This window comes from Achromobacter sp. FW305-C-30-7 (genome assembly GCF_058783105.1).
On the sequence record NZ_JBYSYI010000001.1, the window covers coordinates 585,796 to 602,563 of the forward strand.

General features: G+C 67.4%; 13 protein-coding genes. 8 read left to right on the plus strand and 5 right to left on the minus strand.

From position 1 onward, the window contains the following. Positions 1-287: 287 nt before the first annotated feature. The 3 genes from AC3WOB_RS02830 to AC3WOB_RS02840 all read right to left on the minus strand — a co-directional run bounded on the left by AC3WOB_RS02830 (position 288) and on the right by AC3WOB_RS02840 (position 6,279). Complete coding sequence (locus AC3WOB_RS02830) at positions 288-1,766, minus strand: efflux transporter outer membrane subunit (protein WP_013396481.1); 1,479 nt, start codon at positions 1,764-1,766, stop codon at positions 288-290. Between the two features lie 75 nt (positions 1,767-1,841). After that, the gene (locus AC3WOB_RS02835) at positions 1,842-5,057 is read right to left on the minus strand and encodes an efflux RND transporter permease subunit (protein ID WP_492274105.1); all 3,216 of its coding nucleotides are present in this window, start codon (positions 5,055-5,057) and stop codon (positions 1,842-1,844) included. Positions 5,058-5,082: 25 nt separating this feature from the next. Further along, positions 5,083-6,279 (minus strand): efflux RND transporter periplasmic adaptor subunit, encoded by a 1,197-nt coding sequence (locus AC3WOB_RS02840; protein ID WP_492274106.1) that lies wholly within the window; start codon positions 6,277-6,279, stop codon positions 5,083-5,085. A gap of 382 nt (positions 6,280-6,661) precedes the next feature. Between AC3WOB_RS02840 and AC3WOB_RS02845 the strand changes: the two genes are divergently transcribed. The 3 genes from AC3WOB_RS02845 to AC3WOB_RS02855 all read left to right on the plus strand — a co-directional run bounded on the left by AC3WOB_RS02845 (position 6,662) and on the right by AC3WOB_RS02855 (position 9,756). After that, positions 6,662-7,729 (plus strand): LysR family transcriptional regulator, encoded by a 1,068-nt coding sequence (locus AC3WOB_RS02845; protein WP_207468077.1) that lies wholly within the window; start codon positions 6,662-6,664, stop codon positions 7,727-7,729. A gap of 153 nt (positions 7,730-7,882) precedes the next feature. After that, positions 7,883-8,983: an AI-2E family transporter gene (locus AC3WOB_RS02850; protein WP_013396477.1), complete on the plus strand. Its 1,101-nt coding sequence runs from the start codon at positions 7,883-7,885 to the stop codon at positions 8,981-8,983. A gap of 5 nt (positions 8,984-8,988) precedes the next feature. After that, positions 8,989-9,756 carry a phytanoyl-CoA dioxygenase family protein gene (locus tag AC3WOB_RS02855; protein WP_013396476.1) on the plus strand — a complete coding sequence of 256 codons (768 nt, stop codon included), beginning with the start codon at positions 8,989-8,991 and terminating at the stop codon, positions 9,754-9,756. Between the two features lie 2 nt (positions 9,757-9,758). Here the strand turns inward: AC3WOB_RS02855 and AC3WOB_RS02860 are convergent, their stop codons facing one another. Beyond that, entirely contained in the window at positions 9,759-11,231 is a 1,473-nt protein-coding gene (locus tag AC3WOB_RS02860) for an MFS transporter (protein WP_049797873.1), read from the minus strand. A 97-nt stretch (positions 11,232-11,328) separates the two neighbouring features. On the opposite strand from AC3WOB_RS02860, the gene AC3WOB_RS02865 reads away from it, so the two are divergent. From AC3WOB_RS02865 to AC3WOB_RS02880, 4 genes are all read left to right on the plus strand, one after another. After that, positions 11,329-12,219 carry a helix-turn-helix transcriptional regulator gene (locus tag AC3WOB_RS02865; RefSeq protein WP_492274107.1) on the plus strand — a complete coding sequence of 297 codons (891 nt, stop codon included), beginning with the start codon at positions 11,329-11,331 and terminating at the stop codon, positions 12,217-12,219. 91 nt (positions 12,220-12,310) lie between these two features. Beyond that, complete coding sequence (locus tag AC3WOB_RS02870; protein ID WP_492274108.1) at positions 12,311-13,204, plus strand: DMT family transporter; 894 nt, start codon at positions 12,311-12,313, stop codon at positions 13,202-13,204. 77 nt (positions 13,205-13,281) lie between these two features. Further along, positions 13,282-14,043 carry a PadR family transcriptional regulator gene (locus AC3WOB_RS02875; protein WP_013396472.1) on the plus strand — a complete coding sequence of 254 codons (762 nt, stop codon included), beginning with the start codon at positions 13,282-13,284 and terminating at the stop codon, positions 14,041-14,043. 25 nt (positions 14,044-14,068) lie between these two features. Next, complete coding sequence (locus tag AC3WOB_RS02880) at positions 14,069-14,884, plus strand: siderophore-interacting protein (protein WP_013396471.1); 816 nt, start codon at positions 14,069-14,071, stop codon at positions 14,882-14,884. 40 nt (positions 14,885-14,924) lie between these two features. Here AC3WOB_RS02880 and AC3WOB_RS02885 read toward each other — a convergent pair whose 3' ends face one another. After that, positions 14,925-15,803, minus strand: a complete 879-nt coding sequence (locus AC3WOB_RS02885; RefSeq protein WP_013396470.1) for a LysR family transcriptional regulator — start codon at positions 15,801-15,803, stop codon at positions 14,925-14,927. A 103-nt stretch (positions 15,804-15,906) separates the two neighbouring features. On the opposite strand from AC3WOB_RS02885, the gene AC3WOB_RS02890 reads away from it, so the two are divergent. Next, a complete protein-coding gene (locus AC3WOB_RS02890; protein ID WP_207468090.1) occupies positions 15,907-16,767 on the plus strand; it encodes an isocitrate lyase/PEP mutase family protein in 861 nt (286 codons plus the stop codon). Position 16,768: the final 1 nt, after the last annotated feature.

Genomic DNA, 16,768 nt, shown 5'->3' on the forward strand with positions numbered 1-16,768 from the left:
CCGTTGGGCTTATCGACGCCCCGCGCCCCGCAGGCCACCGACGCGACAGGCTCCGTCGGTTGAAATCTTCAGGGACGCTGGGGCGGGTGGCGTGCTTGGCGTTCTGGCCACGGATAGTGGGTGTTGGCGTGTCTTGCGGGGCCCGCCCCAAAAGGCCGCGCGGGCGGCCTTTTGGGGCATACGCTTTGGCTTGTTGTCGCGGTTGTGGTTGGTTGCCGTTGCAATTGCCTGCGCTTTTATTTTGCCCTTGCCCTTGCCCTTGCCCTTGCCCTTGCGGGCCTTGCTCTTTACTTGGCCGCCACCGTCTCTGGCGGCACCGGGTTCTCCCAGCCGCCGCCGATGGCGCGGATCAGGCCTACGGCGGAACGGGCTTGTTCGCCGTTCAGTTGTACCGAGACGCGCTGTTGCAGCAGCACGCTGCGGTCGGCTTCGATCACGTCGAGGAAGCTGATGGAGCCTTCGCGGTATTGCGTGTGCGAGAGTTTTGCGGCGCGGGCGGCAGCGTCGACGGCGGCGTCTTGCGCCTTGGTCTGGTCGGCCAGGATGCGCAGGTTGGCCAGGTTGTCTTCCACTTCGCGGAACGCGTTCAGCACGGTCTGGCGGTAGACGGCGACGTCCTCTTCGTAGACGGCGCGGGCGCGGTCCAGGCCGGCCTGGCGGCGGCCGCCGTCGAAGATGGGCATGGAGAGCGCGGCGCCGACCAGCGGGCCCAGCAGGAAGGTGCGGCTGGACCACTGGAACAGGTTGCCCAGGTCCGAGGACTCGTAGCCGAAGGCGCCGGTGATGTCCAGGCGCGGGAAGAAGGCGGACTTGGCCGCGCCCACGCGGGCGTTGGCGGCGGCCATGGCGCGTTCGGCGGCGGCGATGTCGGGGCGGCGTTCCAGCAGGGTGGACGGCAGGCCGGCCGGGATCGATAGCGCGACCTTTTGGATCGGCTGTGGGGGCATGGCGAAGTCCGCGGGGGCGCGGCCCAGCAGCACGGCCAGGGCGTGTTCGGAGGCGGCGCGGCGGCGGTCGATGCCCAGGGCTTCGGATTGTGCGCTGGCGAGTTCGGCCTTGGCGCGGGCCAGGTCGAGTTCGCTGATGTCGCCGGCGTCGTAGCGGCGCTGGATCAGTTGCAGGGTGTCGGTGCGCAGCTTGACCGTCTGGCGGTAGAGCTGCGATTCGGCGTCCTGTTCGCGCACCAGGAAGTAGGTGGTGGCGACGTCGGCCTGCAGGGCCAGCAGCACGGAGCGGTAGAGCGCTTCGCTTTGCTGGGCGTCGGCGCTGGCGGCGTCGTAGGTGGAGGCGACGCGGCCGAACAGGTCGGCTTCGTAGGACACGGCGCCTTGTGCCCGCCAGGTGGTGACCGGGCTGGTCGAGGTGCCGTCCGGCAAGCCTTGCGACACGGCCGAGGGGCGCTGGCGGTTGGGGCCGAAGGCGGCGTCCAGGTTGGGGAAGAAGCCGGCGCGGGCTTCGCGTTGCAGCGCGCGCGACTGAGTCAGGCGGGCGGCGGCGGCCTGCAGGTTCTGGTTGGCCTGCTGGGCTTCTTCCTGCAACTGGTTCAGGCCTTCGTCGCCGAATACCTTCCACCAGGCGCCGCGCAGCGCGTCTTCCGACGGCTCGGCGGTCTTCCAGGTGCCGGCTTCGGAGGCGGGCAGGGCGGCTTCCTTGAAGGCCGCGGGCACCGCGGCCGAGGGCCGTTCGTAGGTCGGGCCCACCGCGCAGCCGGCTAGCACGAGCAGGACGGCAAGCAGGGCGGAACCGCGGGTCAGTCTTTTGATCATGATAACTATTCTCTTGTGGGCGCCTCCCGCCGCGGGGGCGGGAGGCGCTGGCTATGCTTCTTCTGGTCTGCCGGCTCAGGTCTGGTGCTGCGTGGAGGGCGGTGCGTTCGGGTCCAGGTGCGGCACGCAGACCGGGGCTTCGTGCGGCGCGGCGGAGTGCAGCTTCTTGCCGCCCAGCGTGCGCAGCAGCACGTAGAACACCGGGGTCAGGAACAGGCCGAACAGGGTCACGCCCAGCATGCCGAAGAACACGGCGATACCCATGGCCTGGCGCATTTCAGAGCCTGCGCCCGAGGACAGCACCAGCGGTACCACGCCCATGATGAACGCGATGGACGTCATCAGGATGGGGCGCAGGCGCAGGCGGCTGGCCTCGATGGCGGCTTCCAGCGGGCTGCGGCCGTTCATTTCCAGTTCGCGGGCGAATTCCACGATCAGGATCGCGTTCTTCGCCGACAGCCCCACCAGCACCATCAAGCCGATCTGCGTGAAGATGTTGTTGTCGTTGCCGGTCAGGTAGACGCCCGTCAACGCGGCCAGGATGCTCATCGGCACGATCAGGATCACGGCCAGCGGCAGGGTCAGGCTTTCGTACAGGGCGGCCAATACCAGGAACACCAGCAGCACGCTGATCGGGAACACCCACAGGCCGGCGTTGCCCGCCAGGATCTGCTGGTAGGTCAGGTCGGTCCATTCCATCTTCATGCCGCGCGGCAGGGTCTCGGCGGCCACGCGTTCGGCCGCGGCCTGGGCCTGGTCGGACGAGTAGCCGGGCGCCGGACCGCCGTTGATGTCGGCGGCGGTGTAGCCGTTGTAGCGCACCACCATTTCCGGACCAAAGGTCTGGTTGACCGTGACCAGCGAGGACAGCGGCACCATTTCGCCGGCGGCGTTGCGGGTTTTCAGTTGCAGGATGTCGTCGGCGTGCGCGCGGAATTGCGCGTCGGCTTGCGCCCGCACCTGGAAGACGCGGCCGAAACGGTTGAAGTCGTTGACGTACATCGAGCCCAGGTAGATCTGCATGGTGTCGAACACTTCCGTCACCGGCACGCCCAGCTGCTTGGCCTTTACGCGGTCCAGGTCCACGTCCAGCTGCGGCACGTTGATTTCATAGCTGGAGAAGGCGGGACCCAGTTCCGGTGTCTGGCGCGCCTTTTCCAGGAAGGCTTGCTTGGCCTTGTCCAGTTCGGCGTAGCCGGCGGCGCCGCGGTCCTCGATCTGGAACTTGAAGCCGCCCAGCGTGCCCAGGCCCATCACGGGCGGGGGCGGGAACACGGCGATGAACGAGTCCTGGATGGCTGCGAACTTCTGGTTGAGCGAGCCCGCGATGGCGTCGCCTGACAGCGCCGCGCCCTTGCGTTCTTTGAAGGGCTTGAGCGTGACGAACACGATGCCGGCGCTGGAGCTGTTGGTGAAGCCGTTGATCGACAGGCCGGGGAAGGCGATGGTGCTCTGCACGCCGGGCTCCTTCAGGGCGATGTCGCTCATGCGGCGGATCACCGCTTCGGTGCGGTCCAGCGAGGCGCCGTTGGGCAGCTGCGTGAAGGCGATCAGGTACTGCTTGTCCTGCGCGGGCACGAAGCCGCCAGGCACCAGGTAGGAGACGCCGATGGTGGCGGCCACCAGCACGGCGTACACGCCCATGGCGCCGGCCTTGCGGCGGATCACGCTGGCCACGCCCGTGCCGTAGGACTCGGACGCGCGGCCGAACATATTGTTGAACCAGTTGAAGAAGCGGCCGAAGACGCGGTTCATGCCACGGGTCAGCCAGTCAGGCTTGTCGTGATGGCTCTTGAGCAGGATGGCCGACAGCGCGGGCGACAGGGTCAGCGAGTTGAAGGCCGAGATCACCGTCGAGATGGCGATGGTCATGGCGAACTGCTTGTAGAACTGGCCGGTCAGGCCCGTCATGAAGGCCAGCGGCACGAACACCGCGCACAGGGTCAGCGCGATGGCGATGATGGGGCCGCTGACTTCGCGCATGGCGCGGTAGGTCGCGTCGCGCGGACTCAAGCCCGCCGCGATGTTGCGCTCCACGTTTTCCACCACCACGATGGCGTCGTCCACCACGATGCCGATGGCCAGCACCATGCCGAACAGCGAGAGCGCGTTGATGGAATAGCCGAACATCAGCAGCAGCGCGAAGGTACCCACGATGGACACCGGCACCGCCAGCAGCGGGATGATCGACGCGCGCCAGGTCTGCAGGAACAGGATCACCACCAACACCACCAGGGCGATTGCTTCCAGCAGCGTGGTCACCACGGCTTCGATGCTGGCGCGCACGAATTGCGTGGGGTCGTATTCGATGCGGTATTCCACGCCGGGCGGGAAGTCCTGCTCCAGTTCGGCCATGGCGGCGCGCACCTGGCTGGACACGTCCAGCGCGTTGGCGCCGGGCGACTGCATGATGCCCATGCCGACGGCCTGCTTGTTGTCCAGCAGCGAGCGCAAGCCGTATTCCTGCGCGTCCAGTTCGACGCGGGCCACGTCCGACAGATAGGTCACGGCGCCGTCGGGCGAGGTCTTCAGGATGATGTCGCGGAATTCCTCTTCGCTTTGCAGGCGGCCGCGCGCATTGACGTTCAGCTGCAGCGGCACGTCGCCCAGCGTCGGGGACGCGCCGATGACGCCGGCGGCGACCTGCACGTTCTGCTCGCGGATGGCGTTGACGACCTCGGTGGCGGTCAGGCCGCGCTGGGCGACCTTTTGCGGGTCCAGCCAGACGCGCATGGAATAGTTGCCCGAGCCCCACACCGTCACTTCGCCCACGCCCGTGATGCGGGCCAGCCGGTCCTTGACGTTCAGGATGGCGTAGTTGCGCAGATAGGTGATGTCGTAGCGGTCATTGGGCGAGATCAGGTGCACCACCAGCGTCAGCGTGGGCGAGCTCTTGGCCGTGGTGACGCCCAGCCGCTGCACGTCCGGCGGCAGGCGCGGCAGCGCCTGCGACACGCGGTTCTGCACCAGCTGCTGGGCCTTGTCCGGATCCACGCCCAGCTTGAAGTTCACCGTCAGCGTCAGGTTGCCGTCGCTATTGGCTTGCGACTGCATGTACAGCATGTCCTCGACGCCGTTGATGGATTCCTCCAGCGGCGAGGCCACGGTTTCGGCGATGACCTTGGGGTTGGCGCCCGGATACTGCGCGCGCACGACCACGGACGGCGGCACCACTTCCGGGTATTCGGAGATGGGCAGCTGGAACATGGCCAGAAGGCCTGCCAGCAGCACCAGGACCGACAGCACGCCGGCGAAGATCGGCCGGTCGATGAAGAATTTCGAGATATTCATGAACGTTCTCGTTAGACGCGCCGGCTTAGTTCAGCGTGGCCGAGGCGGTCTTGACCGGGTTGCGTTGGGCCGCAACCATGGGGACGACGGTGGGGGTCACGGCATCGCCGGGACGGATGCGCTGCAGACCGTTGACGACGATGCGTTCGCCGGCGGCAAGGCCCGAATCGACCACGCGCAGGCCTTCCTGGTTGGCGCCCAGCTTGATCTGGCGGTAGACGGCGTGGTTCTTGTCGTCCAGCACCAGCACGTAGCGCTTGTCCTGGTCGGTGCCGATGGCTTTTTCGTCGATCAGCACGGCCTGGCGCGGGTCGCTGCCGCCCAGGCGGACGCGGGCATACAGGCCGGGCAGCAGCATGCCGTCGGCGTTGTCGAATTCGGCTCGCACGCGGATCGTGCCGGAGGTGGTGTCCAGGCGGTTGTCCACCGATTGCACGACACCGGTGCGCGAATAGCCTTCCTCGTTGGCCAGGCCCAGTTCCACCGGCACGGCGCCGCTGCGGCCGCTGCGCGCGGGGTTCACGTAGCGCAGGAAGGTCTGCTCGTCCACGTCGAACGAGGCGTACATCTTGGAGACCGACACCAGCCGGGTCAGCGGCACCGACGCGGCGCCGGCGGCCACCACGTTGCCCACGGTGACCTCGGCGCGCGACACGCGGCCGGCCACGGGGGCTTCGATGCGGGTGTAGCCGAGGTTCAGCTTGGCATAGTCCAGCGCCGCTTGCGCGCCCTGCAGGTTGGCGGCGGCTTCGCGCGCGGCGTTCTGCTTTTCCTCGAAATCGCGGCGAGCGATGGCGTTGTCGGTCAGCAGGCGCTGGCCGCGGGCCAGTTCGGTGGCGGTGTACGAGGCGCGGGCCTTCGCGGCGGTCAGCGCGGCGGCGGCGCGGTCCACTTCGGCGGCATAGGGGCGCGGATCGATGGTGAAGAGTACGTCGCCCTTCTTGACGATGCTGCCGTCCTGGAAATGCACGGCGGTGAGGGTGCCCGACACCAGGGGACGGATGTCGACGCGGTCGATGGCTTCCAGGCGGCCGGAGTAGCGCTGCCAATCCACGATGGTCTTGTTCAGCACCTCGGCTACCTCGACCGGGGGCGCGGCGGGGGCGGTCTGCGCCTGGGCGGCGTTGGCGCCGGCGGGAGCACGGAACAGGGCGTAACCGCCGCCGGCGGCGATGACGGCTGCAAAGACGGCGAGCACAGCAATACGATTGCGCGAAACCATGGTGTTTCCTTGAGAGATGATGGGGCGAAAGCGCGCTTGCCTGGGTGAGCCTGGGGGCGGGAGGCGGCTGTGGCGGTCTGGGCAGGCCTGCCCTCAGGATCCGGTGAAAATGCTGCGATGCAACATGTAATGCGGCTGCGCATTCCAGGCAAAGGCGCCTGGTTGGGCGGGTCTTTGCGGTTACCGGAATCTGAGGGTAGGCATGCCCTTTGACGGCGCCTGGCGGCAAGGGCACTTCAAGATGGTTTGCATTCTGAGCGGTTTAGGGGGGCGGATAAACCCGTATGTTTCGGCAACACTAGTCGTCAAGGTCGACTAATCAACGCCGAAAACGGGTTATGCTCCGTCCACACCGACTATTTCCCAAAAGGACACCGTCGCCATGGACCGTTTTCAGGCTATGCAGGTGTTTGTGCGCGTCGTCGACGCCAACAGCTTCACGCGGGCGGCCGACAGCCTCTCGCTGCCGCGCACCACCGTCACCACCATCATCCAGAACCTCGAACGCCTTTTGGGCGTGCGTCTGCTCAACCGAACCACGCGCCGTATCGGCCTGACGCCCGACGGCGCCGGCTATTACCAGCACTGCGTGCGCATCCTGGCGGACGTCGAGGAAACCGAGGCCTGCTTCCAGGAAGCGGCCCTGCGTCTGAAGGGCAGGCTGCGCATCGACGTGCCGACCTGCATCGGACGGCTGATCCTGATTCCCTCATTGTGTGATTTCCACGACAAATACCCTGACGTGGAGCTGGTGCTGGGCTTGGGCGACCGTCCGGTCGACATGGTGCAGGAGGCCGTGGATTGCGTGATCCGCGCCGGCGACCTGGAAGATTCCAGCCTGGTCGCGCGCCGTATCGGCACGCTGCAGACCGTGACCTGCGCATCCCCCACCTATGTGGCGCGCCACGGCCTGCCGCAGACCATCGACGAGCTGCGCGACCATCACGCCGTGCACTATTTTTCCAGCCGTACCGGCCGCAATTGCGCCTGGGACTTCAGGGTCGACGGCAAGCACCAGGAAGTGGAAATGAAGGGCGTGGTGTCGGTGAACGAGGCCGGCGCCTACCTGGACTGCGGGCTGAAGGGCTTCGGCCTGATCCAGACCGCCCGTTACATGGCGCTGCCGCACCTGCAATCGGGCGAGCTCATCGAAGTGCTGCCGCAATGGAAGCCCAGCCCCACCGCGATCTCGGTGCTGTACCCGCAAAGCCGCCAGTTGTCGCCCAAGGTGCGCGCCTTTGCCGACTGGACCGCCGAATTGTTCGCCAGCTGCCCGCTCTTGAGCGGCCGCGACGAGACCGATCCGGCGGCCGCCAACTGCGGCGTCTACGCGCGCCAGGTCAGCCAGGCGAACACCCTGGCGTCCACCGCGCCCAGGCCGGCGCTGGAGGAATACCTGCCGCCGCGCCGCCGCAGCGCGCGCGAAGAGGCTGCCGAGTACGCTCTGTAAGTAGTGTCTGGCACGGAGGGCGGATCCGCCCTCCGCCCAGGGGGACACGGGAAACCCCGTAGTAAATACAGGCCTTGTGTCCCTCGATTTGCATGAAACGTCTGTATAGTCCGACAGTCAAAGCCTACAACGCCCTTACTGTCGATCCGCTCCATGCAGCCTGTACTACCCGCTTACCTGATCGCCCGTTGGCTTTTGTTGCTCGTGCTGCTGGCGGGGGTGTACTTCCTTAGCGGTTTCCTGGTCCCCGCGCTCGCCGCACTCATCATCGGCCTGGCCAGCTGGCCCCTGTATCAACGTCTGGTCGCCCGCTGTGGCGGCCGCACCGCGCTGGCCGCCTCGCTGGCGCTGCTGGTGGTGATCGTGGTGCTGATCGTGCCGATGTCGCTGGCGCTGTCCTACGCCATCAAGGAAGCCAGCACCTTCTTCGCCTGGGCCATCGCGGCCAACCGCCATGGCGTGGACGTGCCCAACTGGATCACCTCCATGCCCGTGGTGGGCGAGCGCCTGGGCCAGTACTGGGAGGCCTATATCGGCCAGCCGCATGCGCTGGGCGCCCTGGTCGAGGCCGTCAGCGGCGAGCATCTGGGCAATATCTACCGCATGGTCCTGGCGGCCACGGGCAACGTGTTCCAGTTGTTGCTGACGGTGCTGTTCATGCTGATCACGCTGTTCTTCGTCTACAAGGACGGCATCCGCATGGTGGCCCAGCTGGACGTGCTGGGCGAACGCATCCTGCCTGCGCGCTGGCAGCGTTTTTCGCGCGTGGTGCCGGCCACCATCAACTCCACCGTCACCGGCATGGGGCTGATTGCCTTGGGCGAAGGCCTGGTGCTGGGCATCGCCTACTGGGTGGCGGGCGTGCCGTCGCCGGTGCTGCTGGGCGTGGTCACGGGCTTCATGGCGCTGATACCCGGCGGCGCGCCGCTGTCGTTCACCTTGGTGTCGCTGTATCTGGTGGGCTCGGGCCACTTGGTGGCGGGCATCGCCCTGATGGTCTGGGGCAGCGTGGAACTCTTCATCGTCGACAAGACCTTGCGCCCGCGGCTGGTGGGCGGGCCGGTCAAACTGCCTTTCCTGCCGACCTTTTTCGGCCTGGTGGGCGGCGTGAAAACCATGGGCATCGTCGGGCTGTTCGTAGGTCCCGTGCTGATGGCCCTGCTGGTGGCGGTGTGGCGCGAATGGGTGCACCATGAGGTACAGGAACGCGATGCCGCCCGTATTAATCCTCCCGCCCAACCCCCCGCAACCTGAATGCCATGTTGTTGCCTGATGATCAGATAGCCGTCCTGCGCGAGCAGGGCTTCGTGGTGGCGCGCCAGTTCGCCAGCCCGGAACAGGTGGCGGCGCTGCGCGCCGTCGCCGAACGCCATTTGCGCGAACACATCGCGCCCATCGAATACGAAGCCGACCTGCGCTACCCCGGCGCGCCCGAGTCGCGCGCCGCCGAAGGCGGGCAGACCGTGCGCCGCCTGCTGAGCGCCTACGCCCGCGATCCCTTGTTCGCGCAATGGGCCACCGATGCCCGCATCGGCCAGTGGCTGGGACGCTACTTCGGCGAAACGCCGGTGCTGTCCACCGTGCACCACAACTGCGTGATGACCAAGCGCCCGGCCTACGGCAGCCTGACGGGGTGGCACCAGGACATCCGCTACTGGTCGTTTTCCGACACGGATCTGGTTTCCACCTGGCTGGCGCTGGGCCCGGAAACCCGTGCCAACGGCGGCCTGTCGTTCATCCCAGGTTCGCACGCTGCCGCCTTTGCGCCTGAACAGTTCGACCCGCAGAAGTTCTTCCGGGACGACGCGCCCCAGAACGCCGAATGGATCGCGCGCGCGGTCTGTCCGGAATTGCAGGCAGGCGATGTGGTGTTCTTCCATTGCCGCACCCTGCACGCGGCCCAGGGCAACAGCAGCGACCGTGTGAAGCTGTCGCTGGTGCACACCTATCATCCGCAGTCCTGTCATCCGCTGCCGGGCACGCGCTCGGCCAGCCAGCCGGGCGTGCCGCTGGCTTCGGCGGTCTGAGTTCAGCGGGGATACTGGCCTGATCCAGCGTCGCGCGCGGGGCGCCCTAGCCACCAGAGCAGGGCCACCGCGATCAGTATCGCCGCGACGTTGAACTGCAGGGCGCTGGCGAAGGCCCGCGCATGGCTTTCGGCCTCGCCGGCATCGGCATAGGCGTCCAGCGTGCCGACAAACAGCATCCCCGCCGCCGACACGCCCAGCGCCGCGCCCACCTGCTGCAAGGTCGATACGACGCCCGCCGCCATGCCGGCATGGCGGTCTTCCACGAGGCCCAATGCCAGGTTCACCAGCGGCGTGTTGACGGCGCCTTGCGCGGCTCCCAACCACACCAGCGCCGGCAACAGCGACCACGGCGCGAGGCTGGCGCCGGCCGCGCCGACCTGCAGCATCAATGTCGCCGTGGCGCCGCCATACAGCAACGCGGCCAAGGCGATGGCGCGCGTGCCGAAACGTGCGACCAGCCGCGGCGCCCACATCGATCCCGCCACGAAGCCCAAGCTGGCGGGCGCGAAGATCAGGCCCGCCGTCAGCGCGTCCAGCCCGAAGCCTGTCTGCACCAGCAACGCGTAGCAAAGAAACATCGCGCTGGTGGTGGAATACACCAACATCACCAGCAGGCAGCCCGCCGCGAAGCGCGGCTGCGCCAGCAAGGCCATGTCGACCAGCGGCGCGCCGCCGCGGGCCGCGATGCGGCGCTGCATGCGCACGAACAGCGCCAGCGCGGCGACCGCCGCCACGCCGCAAGCCAGCGTCCACGCGGGCCAGTGCCGCGTCGGACCTTCGATCAGCGCCAGCAACAGCAGGGCCAGTCCCGTGCCCACCAGCGCCGCGCCAGGCCAGTCCATGTGCGCGCCCGAAGGCTCGCGCGATTCCGGAATGTGGCGGGCCAGCCGCCATGCCAGCAGGCCCAGCGGCACGTTGAGCAGGAAGATGCTGCGCCAGGCCAGGCCGAACAGGTCGGCGTGCACGATCCAGCCGCCCAGGACTTGTCCCGCGATGGCCGCCAGTCCCAGCGTCATGCCCAGCAGGCCGAAGGCGCGCCGCCGCTCGTGGCCCTGATAGCTGACGCGGATCAGCGCGTAGACCTGCGGAAACAGCATGGCCGCCGCCATGCCTTGCAGGACGCGCGCGGCGATCAGCGTGTCGGCCGTGGGGGCAACGCCGCACAGCGCCGAGGCCAGCGCGAACCCCGCCATGCCCAGCATGAACAGGCGCCGCCGGCCGTGGCGGTCGCCCAGCCGGCTGCCCGCGATCAGCAGCACGCCGTAGGCCAGTTCGTAGGCGGCGATGATGAAGCTGATCTGCGCGAAGCTGGCGGACAGGGTGGACTGCATGCTGGGGATGGCGACGTTCACCACGAACAGATCGAAGATCGTGATGAAGCCGCCCGACAGCAGCACGGCCAGGCCCAGGCGGCCCATGGCGGGTTGCGGAGCAGCTTGCAGGCCGGGGCAGGGGAGTGTGGAGGAAGTCATGGAAAGCGCCATCGAAACAAGATTGGGCGCTATTCTGGAGAGGCTTTTAGCCTTATACAATTTAGCTACTTATGCTATTACTGGGTGCAATAGACTCATGACCGCTACCGAAGCCCCGAAGCGCCTGGCGCGCACCCGCGCGGATCTGTCCGAGTTCCTGCGGCTGCGCCGCGAACGGCTCAGTCCCGCCGCAGTCGGGCTGCCTGCGGGAGGCCGCCGGCGCACACCGGGATTGCGTCGCGAGGAAGTCGCCGCGCTGGCCGGCGTGGGCTTGGCCTGGTACACCTGGTTCGAACAAGGCCGCAACATCAGCGTGTCGGCCGGGTTCCTGGAAAACCTGGCGCGCGTGTTGCAGCTGGACGCCGCCGAGCGTCGCCACTTGTACCTGCTGGCGCACCAGCGTCCGCCATCGGAACCGGGCCGCACCTGGTGCACAGTACCTGCGCAGGTCCGCCGCCTGATGGACGATCTGCCGGCGCGTCCCGCCTATATCCTCAACCTGCGCTGGGACGTGGTGGTGTGGAACGCGGCCGCGGACCGCGTGTTCAATTTTTCGGCGCAGGCGGAGGGCCGCAGGAACCTGCTGTGGATGCTGTTCGCCGACCCGGCGATGCGCGAACTGTTCGTGGACTGGCCGGCGCAAGCGCCCGCCATGCTGTCTACCTTCCGCCGCGATTTCGCCAGCGCGGGCCAGGCGCCGGATGTGGCGGAACTGGTCGACGAACTGGAATGCGTGTCGCCGGATTTCAAAACCTGGTGGCGCGAACACGATGTGCATGGGGCTTGTATGGGCCTGCGCAGCCTGTGCCTGCCGTCTTTGGGCGAGTTGGCGTTCGAGCATTCCACCTTATCGGTCGACGAGAGCCGGCATCTGCGGCTGGTGGTCTACGCGCCCGCGCCGGATGAAGCCAAGGCGGCGGCTTTCGAACGCTGGCTCATGAGCGGCGCGGCGACCGGATCCCAGCCCGCCCGTGGCACCAGGGAATAGGCGCGGCGTGGGTCTACGGCGCCGCGGCGGGCGGCTCCTATAGTCGGATCTGCTTCCTATTGCCACGTCCTCGCGGACGTCTCCGCCGCTCATGTCCACCGCCGCGCTTCCCCGCCGCCACGCCTTGCTGCTTTTGGTCGTGGTGGTGCTGGCCTGGGGCTTCACCTGGATCGTCAACAAGCAGCTGCTGCAATACATGACGCCCATCTGGGCAGCTGCCGCGCGCACCATTGTGGGCGCGGCAGCGTTGCTGGTGCTGGGCCTGGCGCTGCGCCGCGTGGCGTGGCCGGTCAAGGCCGACATACCAGTGATCCTCAGCGTCGGGCTGCTGCACATGGGCGCCTTCGCCGCGCTGGTCAGCCTGGGCATGCTGTATGTGCCGGCGGGCCGCTCTGCCGTGCTGGCCTACACCACGCCGCTGTGGGTAATGCCGGGCGCCTGGCTGTTCCTGGGAGAGTCCGTGGGCCGCGCCCGGCGCCTGGGCCTGACGCTGGGCCTGCTGGGCCTGGTCGTCATCTTCAATCCGCTGGGTTTCGACTGGGGTAGCCGCGATGCGCTGGTGGGTAACGGCCTGATCCTGCTGGCGGCGCTGTGCTGGGCAGCCAACATCGTCTACGTGCGCGCTCACCGTTGGGTGACGCCGCCATTCGAACTGGCGTTCTGGCAGGCCCTGCTGGCCTCCGCTGTGCTGTCGGCGGTGGCCTACACGACCGAAGGCGCGCCACAAATGGCGTGGAGCGCCGACCTCGCATGGCTGCTGGGCTATGCCGGCGTGTTCGGCATCGCGGTGGCGCACTGGGCTGCCGTGAATGTAAATCGTGCATTGCCGGCGGGCGTGACTTCCATCGGACTGTTGGGCGTGCCCGTGTTTGGTCTGCTGTGCTCGGCCGTGTTCCTGCATGAACCGGTCAGCGCCTCGCTGCTGGCGGGCATGGCCCTCATCGTGGGAGGCATCGCTGCAGGCGTGATCGAACGTCGCGCTTGACGACCGGACTATCGCAGATATATCGTAAGATATAGATCTTAAGATATAGATCTTGCGATAGACACCGGAGGTAAACCATGCGTGATGCCCAATTCCTTACCGCATTCGTGCGCCGTGCCCGCCAGAAGCCGGAGGGCCGCCACGATCATTCCCATCCCCATCATTCCCATGCGCACCATCGCCACCACGGTGAGGGCCATGGCCACCATCAGCGCCACGCTGGCGCGGGCGGCGACTGGTTCTCCGGTCCGGCCGACGAGCGCGGCGAGGGTGGCGGCTTCGGCGGCGGTTTCGGCGACGACGGGCGCGGCTGGACCCGCAGCCGCAAAGTCAGCGCCGACGACCTGCAGTTGATGCTGCTGGGCCTGCTGGAAAAAAATCCCAGCCACGGCTACGAACTGATCAAGGCGCTGGGCGCGCTCAGCAACGGCTTCTACACGCCCAGCCCCGGCATGGTCTATCCCGCGCTGACCTATCTGGAAGAGTTGGGCTACGCCACCGTCGAGCAAGAGGGCGCGAAGAAACGCTATCACCTGGCCGAGCCGGGCCGCGCGCACCTGGACGGCAACCGCGAACGCCTTGCGCTGATGTTCAACAAGCTCAAGCACGTGGCGCGCAAGATGGACTGGATGCGCCAGGCCTGGAGCGGCCAGCCGCGCACCGTCGGCCCGGAAGGCGAAGACACCGCCACGGGTTGGCTGCCGGAATTCGTGGCCGCGCGCCAGGCGCTCAAGCGCGCGCTGCTGGACCGCACCGACGCCTCGCCCCAAGAACAACGGCGCATCGCGGCCATCCTGGCCCGCGCCACCGCGGAAATCACGGACCCGAGCTGTTCCTGATTCCGATTCTTTTCCTGGAGTATCCATGACCCGCAACGACCTGAATGTCGAACGCGTCCGCCACGACCTGAAGATGCGCACGCTGACCGTGGCCAGCGTCGAACGCATTGCCGGCCTGCTGGCCCGCGTCACTTTCACCGGCGACGACCTGCAGGACTTCGTGTCCGCCTCGTTCGACGACCACGTGAAGCTGTTCTTTCCCGCCGATCCGTCCTTGCCGCCGGCGCTGCCGGTCGTAACCTCGGACGGCATCAAGTTCCCCGAGGACGCGCCCAAGCCCGCCGCGCGCGATTACACGCCGCGCCGTTTCGACACGGCGCGCAGGGAGCTGGACATCGATTTCGTGCTGCATGGCGACGGTCCCGCGTCCACCTGGGCGGAACAGGCCGAACCCGGCCAGCAACTGGGCATAGGCGGCCCGCGCGGTTCTTTCGTCGTGCCCAAGGGCTTTGACTGGCACGTGCTGATCGGCGACGAAACCGCCTTGCCCGCCATTGCCCGCCGCCTGGAAGAATTGCCGGCCACCGCGCAGGCGCTGGTGCTGATCGAAGTGCCGCAGGCCTCCAACGAGATTTCGCTGCCTACCCAGGCCCAGGCTTCCGTGCGCTGGCTGCATCGCAACGGCACCGCGCCGGGCTACAGCACTCTGCTGCTGGAAGCGGCGCGCGAACTGAAACTGCCGCCGGGCGAAGGCTATGCCTGGGTCGCCGCGGAATCCGCCGCCGCCAAGGCCTTGCGGGAAATCATGGTGGCGCAGCACGGCATCGACAAGAGCCGCATCCGCGCCGCCAGCTACTGGAAGCGCGGAGCGGTCGCCGTGCACGAGTCGCACGAAGGCTGAGTCCGGTCTCGATTCGTCGGCGGGCGCGGGGGCAAGGTCCTCAGTCGCCGGCCAAGGCCAGCAGATTGCGCACGCGTCCACCCGCACCCTGCTCGCGCACGGCCAGGCCCAGCACCGCGCGCGGCCAGTCCAGCGCGAAGGGGCGGTACACCACGCCGTCGGGCCGCAGATGGCGCAGCGATTCCGGCACGATGGCCACGCCCATGCCGGCGGCGACCAGGTTCACCGCTGACGACAGTTGCGGCGCGCGCTGGCCGATCTGCGGATTCAGCCCATGTTGGCGGCAGGCCGCCATGATGTCGGCGCTGAGCCCATAGCCGGACTTGCGCGAATACAGGATGAAGCGCTCCTGCTCCAGGTCGGCGGGCGCGAGCCGCTTGCGCCGCGCCAGCGGGTGGCCTAGCGGCAAGGCCACCACCAGCGGTTCTTCCGCCAGTTGCGTGAATGCCAGGCCGCCATCCAGCGCAAAGGGTGGACGCACAAAGGCCGCGTCGATGGCGCCGCTGCGCAGCTGCGCCACCAGCGTTTCGCTGTCGCCTTGCGACAGCGTCATCTCCACGTCCGGATACTGCTGCCGGTACTGTCGTATCAGTTCCGTCACCACGCCGCTGAAGGACGCAGATTCCGTGAACCCCAAGGTGAGCTCGCCGACTTCGCCGCGCGCGGCGCGCTGCGCGGTCAGCACGGCGGCCTGGGCGCGTTGCAGGATGTCCTGCGCGCAAACCAGGAAGGCGCGGCCGGCGTCGTTCAGCGCGACGCCGCGCCCCATACGGTCGAATAGCGGCGTGCCGACTTCCTGCTCCAGCTGGCGGATCTGCTGCGACAGCGGCGGCTGCGCCATGCCCAGCTGTTCCGCCGCGCGCGTGAAGTGCTGGGCCTCGGCGGTGGCGACGAAGTAACGCAGATGGCGCAGTTCCATATCTGTACTTTTAAAGTATTGATTATCAATTTTCCATATATTGGACATTCTATTGCGACGCGCCGATCATGCATACATCGACGACATCCGCAAAGGAATCCACATGACTGCCCCCATCAAACCCAGCACCCTGTTGCGCCAGCACCTGGCCCGCGACATCGTCGTGGCGCCCGGCGCCTATGACGGCATGTCGGCGCGGCTGGTGGCGGCCGCGGGCTTTTCCGCCGTCTACGCCAGCGGCGGCGCGATCGCGCGCGCGGCCGGCTATCCGGACATCGGGCTGCTCAGCTTTACCGAGGTCATGGACCGCGTGGAGAAGATCGTGGACGCCAGCGGCCTGCCGGTGGTGGCCGACGCCGACACCGGCTTCGGCGGGTCGGCCAATGTGGAGCGCACGGTGCGCATCATGGAACGCGCGGGCGTGGCGGCCTTCCACATCGAAGACCAGTCCTTTCCCAAGCGCTGCGGCCATCTGGACGACAAGAGCCTGGTGGATGCCGAAGAAATGTGCCGCAAAGTGCACATCGCGCGCCAAACATTGAGCGACCCCGACGCGCTGGTGATCGCGCGTACCGACGCCATCGCGGTCGAGGGTTTCGAGGCCGCGCTATCGCGTGCCGAGCGCTACCTGAAGGCGGGGGCGGACATGATCTTCGTGGAAGCGCCCGAGACGCTGGAGCAGATCCGCGCCATCGCCGAACGCCTGCCGGGCCTGAAGCTCATCAATATGTTCTACGGCGGCAAGACGCCGCTCACGCCGCTGGCCGACCTGGCGGCCATGGGCTACCGCCTGGCGATCATTCCGTCGGACCTGCAACGTGCCGCCATCCACGCCATGCAGGCCACGCTCGCGGCGATCAAGCAGACCGGCGACAGCAGCGCGCTGGCCGATCAGCTCACCAGCTTCAAGGAGCGGGAAGAGATCGTGCAGACGCGCCGCTATCTGGCGCTGGACGCGCAGTAGG

Coding starts and splice junctions, on each gene's coding strand:
- AC3WOB_RS02880 (WP_013396471.1), top strand. CDS start 14,069: ATGACCCGCAACGACCTGAATGTCGAACGCGTCCGCCACGACCTGAAG.
- AC3WOB_RS02885 (WP_013396470.1), bottom strand. CDS start 15,803: ATGGAACTGCGCCATCTGCGTTACTTCGTCGCCACCGCCGAGGCCCAG.
- AC3WOB_RS02840 (WP_492274106.1), bottom strand. CDS start 6,279: ATGGTTTCGCGCAATCGTATTGCTGTGCTCGCCGTCTTTGCAGCCGTC.
- AC3WOB_RS02875 (WP_013396472.1), top strand. CDS start 13,282: ATGCGTGATGCCCAATTCCTTACCGCATTCGTGCGCCGTGCCCGCCAG.
- AC3WOB_RS02855 (WP_013396476.1), top strand. CDS start 8,989: ATGTTGTTGCCTGATGATCAGATAGCCGTCCTGCGCGAGCAGGGCTTC.
- AC3WOB_RS02830 (WP_013396481.1), bottom strand. CDS start 1,766: ATGATCAAAAGACTGACCCGCGGTTCCGCCCTGCTTGCCGTCCTGCTC.
- AC3WOB_RS02870 (WP_492274108.1), top strand. CDS start 12,311: ATGTCCACCGCCGCGCTTCCCCGCCGCCACGCCTTGCTGCTTTTGGTC.
- AC3WOB_RS02850 (WP_013396477.1), top strand. CDS start 7,883: ATGCAGCCTGTACTACCCGCTTACCTGATCGCCCGTTGGCTTTTGTTG.
- AC3WOB_RS02865 (WP_492274107.1), top strand. CDS start 11,329: ATGACCGCTACCGAAGCCCCGAAGCGCCTGGCGCGCACCCGCGCGGAT.
- AC3WOB_RS02890 (WP_207468090.1), top strand. CDS start 15,907: ATGACTGCCCCCATCAAACCCAGCACCCTGTTGCGCCAGCACCTGGCC.
- AC3WOB_RS02845 (WP_207468077.1), top strand. CDS start 6,662: ATGGACCGTTTTCAGGCTATGCAGGTGTTTGTGCGCGTCGTCGACGCC.
- AC3WOB_RS02835 (WP_492274105.1), bottom strand. CDS start 5,057: ATGAATATCTCGAAATTCTTCATCGACCGGCCGATCTTCGCCGGCGTG.
- AC3WOB_RS02860 (WP_049797873.1), bottom strand. CDS start 11,231: ATGACTTCCTCCACACTCCCCTGCCCCGGCCTGCAAGCTGCTCCGCAA.